The organism is Photobacterium sp. OFAV2-7 (assembly GCF_022347985.1).
Lineage (GTDB): Bacteria > Pseudomonadota > Gammaproteobacteria > Enterobacterales > Vibrionaceae > Photobacterium.
In genome coordinates, this window is sequence record NZ_JAKRFQ010000275.1 from 1 (window position 1) to 5,750 (window position 5,750).

Here is a 5,750-nt window from a genome sequence, read left to right on the forward strand (position 1 = left end):
ATCCCCAGATCCGGCAGACCGTATGAGGCATTGTCTATCCCGCCACCTGACAGATATATGGCCTGATGTCCTACCTGCTCTGCCATCATGGCGCAGTATGGGTTAACGGTGCCGACAATCTGCAGCGGATGGTTGGCAGCAACAGCATGCCGGAAGCTTTTCCCTGGACTCATGAGGCTATCTCCTTGTCATCTTTCAGTTGTTGTTCAATCAGCAGGCGGCTGCGCATGATATGGCGTCGCATCAACATTTCCGCCAGCTCTCCATCTCTTTCCTTCAGTGCGGCAAGCAAATGGAAGTGTTCTCTCAAAGCCTGTTGTGGGCGCGAATGCGAACGCTGAGACTGGTAGCGGTACATTCGGAGCAAGTGATAGAGTTCATCACACAACAAGCTGATTAATTTGCTATTTCGACTGGCCTTGATGATCCGGTAGTGAAAATCGAAATCGCCCTGCTGATGGAAATAGGAGGCGCCATCAACCTGTTCGATATGCTGCTGATGAGTTTCCAGCAACTGCTGCAGGGCATTAATTTCTTTATCTGTAATATGAATACACGCCAATCGGGCGGCCATGCCTTCCAAGGCTTCTCGTACCGAGTAAATTTCAATCAGTTTCTCTTGCGTCAAGGCGACCACTCGCGCCCCGACATGGGGAACACGCTCTACCAAGCCTAGCGATTCAACGCGCATCATAGCTTCGCGTAGCGGACCTCGGCTAACTCCAAAACGGCGGGCTAACTCTGGCTCCGAAATCTTGCTGCCTGCTGAATAGTCACCGTTCACAATTAAGTCAATCAGTTGCTCAGTCAGGTTCTCTGATTTGGTCAGCTCTTTTGCGTCAGCTCCCTTAAGCGCTGAATCCTTACTAACTGGATTATTAGCAATCCCGTTCTCATCAGGATTGTCGACAGTTTCAAATGCTACTTCTTGTTTGGTCATCAGTATTGTCAACAATTAGTTAACTTACGAACAAATTTAGCCCTAAAAACGGCTTAGATCAAGCCAATTGTTAACAATATGTATTAGACCTTAGTCTAGATTGTTGACAGTTAGGCCAGTTACAAGTCAATTACACGCCAAAGGCGAGCCTGCTTTTCAACTAGCTACGCGGCTCGCAGAACTGCTATCAGATACCGTTCAAATATTGACCAAAGAGATCCGACCAGATAAAGTTAATTAACAGAATGTTAACAAGGACAAGTTATGCATATTGATACCCTACTTCAGACGGCCAAAGAGCTGACAGACAGTCAGGCAACGATGACACTCCCGGAGGACTGGGCACAAGGAAGAACAGCTTTTGGGGGGATATCTGCAGCACTTCTCTACACAGTAATGAAGGAAAAAGTTGCCGACTATCGGCCACTACGTTCGCTCACAACCAACTTTGTTGGCCCACTGTTTGCCGATACTCCGTTCTCATTCGACGTCGAAGTGCTGCGAGAAGGGAGAAACGCCTCTCAACTTACGGCGAGGATTATCCAGGATGGTCAAATTGCGGTACTCCAACAAGCCTGTTTTGGCACTGACCGTTTTTCAAAGATTGAAGTAAGCAACTCTGACACGCACCAATTAAAAGAGCCACACAGCCTTCCGCGTATTCCCATGATTCCAGGCCAGACACCTAATTTTATCCAGCATCTGGATCTTGCTGTATCAGAAGGTGCGATGCCCTTTAGCGGCTCACCGCTATCTTCCCTCAATGGCTGGATGCGCTTTAAACAAGCTCCGGAGCAAATAACCGATGCCCACCTCATCAGCCTGATTGACGCCTGGCCACCAGCAGTGCTTCAAATGATGAAACAACCGGCACCTGCCAGTACCATGATGTGGAACCTGGAATTTATTCACCCTCATCAGCCAGTTAAGCCTGACGAGTGGTTTGCGTATAAAGCCCATACCCGACAAGCAGCCGGTGGCTATGCCCACCTTGAAGCAAACATCTGGGACAGTGCCGGAGAGCTAATCGCGATCAGCAGACAGAGCGTCGCGGTTTTTAGCTAACAATCAGATACTCCAGAGGCTTCAGCTAAGTTGAGAACCTGGCTGAACCTTTAGCTTATCATCGCCCCCACTAAAATTTATCAACCCAGCAGCAAACACGGTGATATGAGATTGTGATCTGTCGAGATCGACTTACCCACCATCACTTAAGATTGATATCAACCTATTCCAGAAGAACCACACCAACATCAACATCAACATCAACATCAACATCAACATCAACATCAACATCAACATCAACATCAAGATATGTCAGATTAATTCGGGATTTGTGATCCAAAGTATAATAACAATAATTCGATAGTGTTAAATTCAACTCGCTACCAACAATCTTATTAACCTAGATAAAACAAGTATGAAGATGTGAGTCCAAAAAAATATTGAGATAACATATTCATACTAAAAAATTATAAGAGAAGGAGTATGTGATGTTGAAATATTTTGGATATATAACACTGGGCTTGTTTTCTTTTTCACTGGCAGCAAACCCAAGCGTAACTTCACGTGAATATAAAATGATGCTTGATAGCTCTCGTTTTAACTTCAATGAAGAAGCATCGATTGTTGATCAAGTCTTTAATAATGTTAGTCAGGTGATTAGCAGCGCAGCTGACACTGACGTCGAAAGTAAGTACAAACTATCAAAAAAACGCAAGGTGCGCTTTTATGATGTACCGGGTAGCTGCCTACTTCGCGAGAATGGTTATTCATTTCGTGAACGGATCACTAAAGGTGACTCCTCTATGTCATTTAAATTTCGTAGCCCTGATCGGTATATTACTGGCTTTGAAAATTTACAATCCAGTCATAGTGAGGCAGAAACAAAGTTTGAATTAGATATCGGTGTAAAAGCAGATAATACATTTTCTTCCATCTATAGCAAATCAACGAAATTTAAATCCAATGATAAAGTAAAAACCATGGATTATATCAACAGTAACTTTCCTTATTTTAAGGGAAATTATCAATTCAGTGGTGATATTACTCTCAGACCGGTCAGTAGCCTCACTGTTTATGAAAGAGTATACAAAGGGCTAGAGTTTAATCTTGACCAACTTGAATCCGAAGTTAGCCTGACACTATGGTACTTAAACAAGCCAACCTCCAATGATAAACCTATTGTGGCGGAAATCTCTTTCGATTTTGAGGATGACTCGGCGATGTATAGCAAGCTTTCGGTCAATAAAGCCAAAGCAACATTCGATGCCATGCAAAAGATGAGTGATTGGGTAGACCCGCACTCCGTGACTAAAACCAGTTTTGTATACAGCTACAACCCTGAGTTCTGTCAACCAAGCAGCACTAGAGGACAATTGTGACAATGAGAATTGTATTAATTGGTCCCCCCGGATCCGGCAAAGGCACCCAGGCAAAGGTACTTGAAGAGCACTATAACATTCCTCAGGTTTCGACTGGTGATTTGCTCAGGCATGAATCGCAAAGAGCCTCCCTGCTAGGTAACCGGCTAAGAGAAGCAATGTCAACTGGGGCTTTGGTTGATGACAGCACTGTTATGTCGGTACTTCATCAGCGTCTGCAGCAAGCGGATTGCCAAAAAGGGTATATTCTCGATGGCTTTCCCAGAACATTACAACAAGCATGCAAGCTGAAAGAGTTGGGTATTGAGGTTGATTTGGTCGTTGAATTGAATGTGGATGACGCCACCATTATTAAGCGTTTGGCGGGGCGGCGAATTCATGAAGCATCGGGACGAGTTTATCATACGGAGTATACTCCCCCGCAAATTAAAGACTTAGACGATATTACCGGTGAACCCTTGATTCAAAGAGCCGATGATAGAGAAGAAGTCATTCAGCGCCGCTTAGCCATTTATGAAGAACAAACATCACCATTGACAAAGTATTATGCTAACCCGGCATCTGGCGAGACGTTACGCTACATCAGGCTTGATGTTGAGTCTTGGATGCTAAAAGGTGATGTTACAGAGTCGCTACTTGCTAACTTAGCTAGCCAAGATCGCTACAAATCGAATGAAGAAACACATGATTAATTAAGCAAATGTATTTGCCTTTATTGAGCCATCTCAACTTCTCGTTTTGACCCAATTGAGCAAATAGCCTCATAGCGCTATTTGCTCTTTTTTTATTATTATCAATGTGATGGGATTAGATGGTGTAACCAGACTTGTTATTATAGAATATACGGACACGGGTGATGGGTAATAGAATTAATGGTGTCTATGAAAGACGGAATGGTTAAGTCAAAACTCGCTTTTTTACGTCTGGCGGAAGAACTCGGCAACGTTTCAAAAGCTTGCCAAATCTATGGCTACAGTAGAGACAGCTATTACCGGATGAAAAAGCTTTATGAAACTGGCGGAGAAGCTGCTTTAGTGGATCAGACCAGAGATAAACCTCTGCTGCGAAACCGTGTAACCAAAGAAATTCAGCACAAACTGCTCGAGTTGACCTTTGAACAGCCAGAGATAGGTCAAAAGAAAATGTCTGAGGTTCTTAGCGCACAAGGTTACCCTATCTCTCCTAATGGAGTACGTTCCGTCTGGCTGCGTTATGATCTAGAAACCAAAGTAAAACGTATCACAGCACTTAAAGTTAAAGCTGATCGCGGCGAGTATGTTTTATCAGATAAACAACTTAACGCAATTAATGTTTTGGCTGACAATCTGGTGAATGAACAAGGTCAGCTCGCAACAAAAGCACCAGGTGACCTATTAATTCAAGACTGTATCAAATTTGACGCTTTTCCTAATATCGAGCCTCTGTACCTGCATATTGCCATCGATAGTTACAGCCGTTATGTATTTGCCAACTTCAGCCATATTAACGACTCGGAATCTGTGACTCAGTTTTTCCTCAATAAAGTAAAAGCGAAGTTAGAAACGTTCAATATTTCTATCAATCGGATGCTAACAGACCGGGGGACCGAGTTCCTTGGCGGCAAGGTTAACAATCATTATCAAAATGCTCTAGCTGATCTGGGCATCAAGCATTTAAAGATAAAGGCTTATAATAGTTCCAAAATCAATGGATTATGCTTTGAATATTATCAGTACATACTAGCTCACTTCTATACCCAAGCAGCTAGAAACCACCAAATTCATACCATCGAGGACTTGGAGAAGGTATTCCAAGAATGGCTAGATAAAGATAATACCGAAAGAGAAGATACCTCAGCTTACTGTTTTGGTAACACTCATTGGCAAACCTTAACGGATGCTAGTCATCTCAGTGGCAAACACTAGCATAGATAATTAATAGTAAATTGTTATTTATCAGTTTATCTTGTTGAATACATACCTATATTAAGCAACAAGACCACACTGTAGTATGGTTTACGCAAAAAAATAAAGGGGAGCTTCCCCTTTATTTATAGCTACCAGCATTATCGAAATTACTCAACCGCGAAATATTGATGAAGAATAGCGACATCTTGCTTAAGGCTTCGGTTGTATTGCTTATTTAACACGGTCTTTTCAAGACCCAACCAACTGTCGTTGCCAGTAAGAAGCGCCTCTTCTAGCTGCCAATGATATAAAAACTGTTGGCCGTTTAATTGCACCAAGGACTGATACCGCTCGTAGGAAAGAGCGCTTAACCACTCTTGTGGTAAAAGTTCAATGTCCACTTTAGTCGGCTTCTGCAGGGCAAGATTCATCACGATTTTATGGGCGTCTTCATCCAGTGATTCAATCCCTTTAAGCATCTGCTTTAATGTACTGGCACTCTCAAACTTTTGCTGGTTAATTAATTCGAGATCCCCGAGA

Annotated in this window: 6 protein-coding genes and 1 pseudogene; 4 read left to right on the plus strand and 3 right to left on the minus strand. The window is 43.1% G+C overall.

Annotation, left to right across the window (positions count from 1 at the left end; translation table 11 throughout):
- A pseudogene (gene prpB, locus MHN01_RS14410) lies at positions 1-173 on the minus strand (methylisocitrate lyase); the annotation flags it as partial.
- Complete coding sequence (locus MHN01_RS14415; protein ID WP_239411977.1) at positions 170-940, minus strand: GntR family transcriptional regulator; 771 nt, start codon at positions 938-940, stop codon at positions 170-172. The gene MHN01_RS14415 and the pseudogene prpB, both read right to left, overlap by 4 nt.
- Before the next feature lie 264 nt (positions 941-1,204).
- Between MHN01_RS14415 and MHN01_RS14420 the strand changes: the two genes are divergently transcribed.
- The 4 genes from MHN01_RS14420 to MHN01_RS14435 all read left to right on the plus strand — a co-directional run bounded on the left by MHN01_RS14420 (position 1,205) and on the right by MHN01_RS14435 (position 5,228).
- Complete coding sequence (locus MHN01_RS14420; protein WP_239411978.1) at positions 1,205-2,005, plus strand: acyl-CoA thioesterase II; 801 nt, start codon at positions 1,205-1,207, stop codon at positions 2,003-2,005.
- Positions 2,006-2,433: 428 nt separating this feature from the next.
- Positions 2,434-3,324: a hypothetical protein gene (locus tag MHN01_RS14425; RefSeq protein WP_239411979.1), complete on the plus strand. Its 891-nt coding sequence runs from the start codon at positions 2,434-2,436 to the stop codon at positions 3,322-3,324.
- A gap of 2 nt (positions 3,325-3,326) precedes the next feature.
- A complete protein-coding gene (gene adk, locus MHN01_RS14430) occupies positions 3,327-4,016 on the plus strand; it encodes an adenylate kinase (RefSeq protein WP_239411980.1) in 690 nt (229 codons plus the stop codon).
- Positions 4,017-4,205: 189 nt separating this feature from the next.
- The gene (locus tag MHN01_RS14435; RefSeq protein ID WP_239411981.1) at positions 4,206-5,228 is read left to right on the plus strand and encodes a helix-turn-helix domain-containing protein; all 1,023 of its coding nucleotides are present in this window, start codon (positions 4,206-4,208) and stop codon (positions 5,226-5,228) included.
- Between the two features lie 149 nt (positions 5,229-5,377).
- Here MHN01_RS14435 and MHN01_RS14440 read toward each other — a convergent pair.
- On the minus strand, positions 5,378-5,750 hold a 373-nt coding region (locus MHN01_RS14440), incomplete at its 5' end, for a hypothetical protein (RefSeq protein WP_239411982.1).

Coding starts and splice junctions, on each gene's coding strand:
- MHN01_RS14415 (WP_239411977.1), bottom strand. CDS start 940: ATGACCAAACAAGAAGTAGCATTTGAAACTGTCGACAATCCTGATGAG.
- MHN01_RS14420 (WP_239411978.1), top strand. CDS start 1,205: ATGCATATTGATACCCTACTTCAGACGGCCAAAGAGCTGACAGACAGT.
- MHN01_RS14425 (WP_239411979.1), top strand. CDS start 2,434: ATGTTGAAATATTTTGGATATATAACACTGGGCTTGTTTTCTTTTTCA.
- adk (WP_239411980.1), top strand. CDS start 3,327: ATGAGAATTGTATTAATTGGTCCCCCCGGATCCGGCAAAGGCACCCAG.
- MHN01_RS14435 (WP_239411981.1), top strand. CDS start 4,206: ATGAAAGACGGAATGGTTAAGTCAAAACTCGCTTTTTTACGTCTGGCG.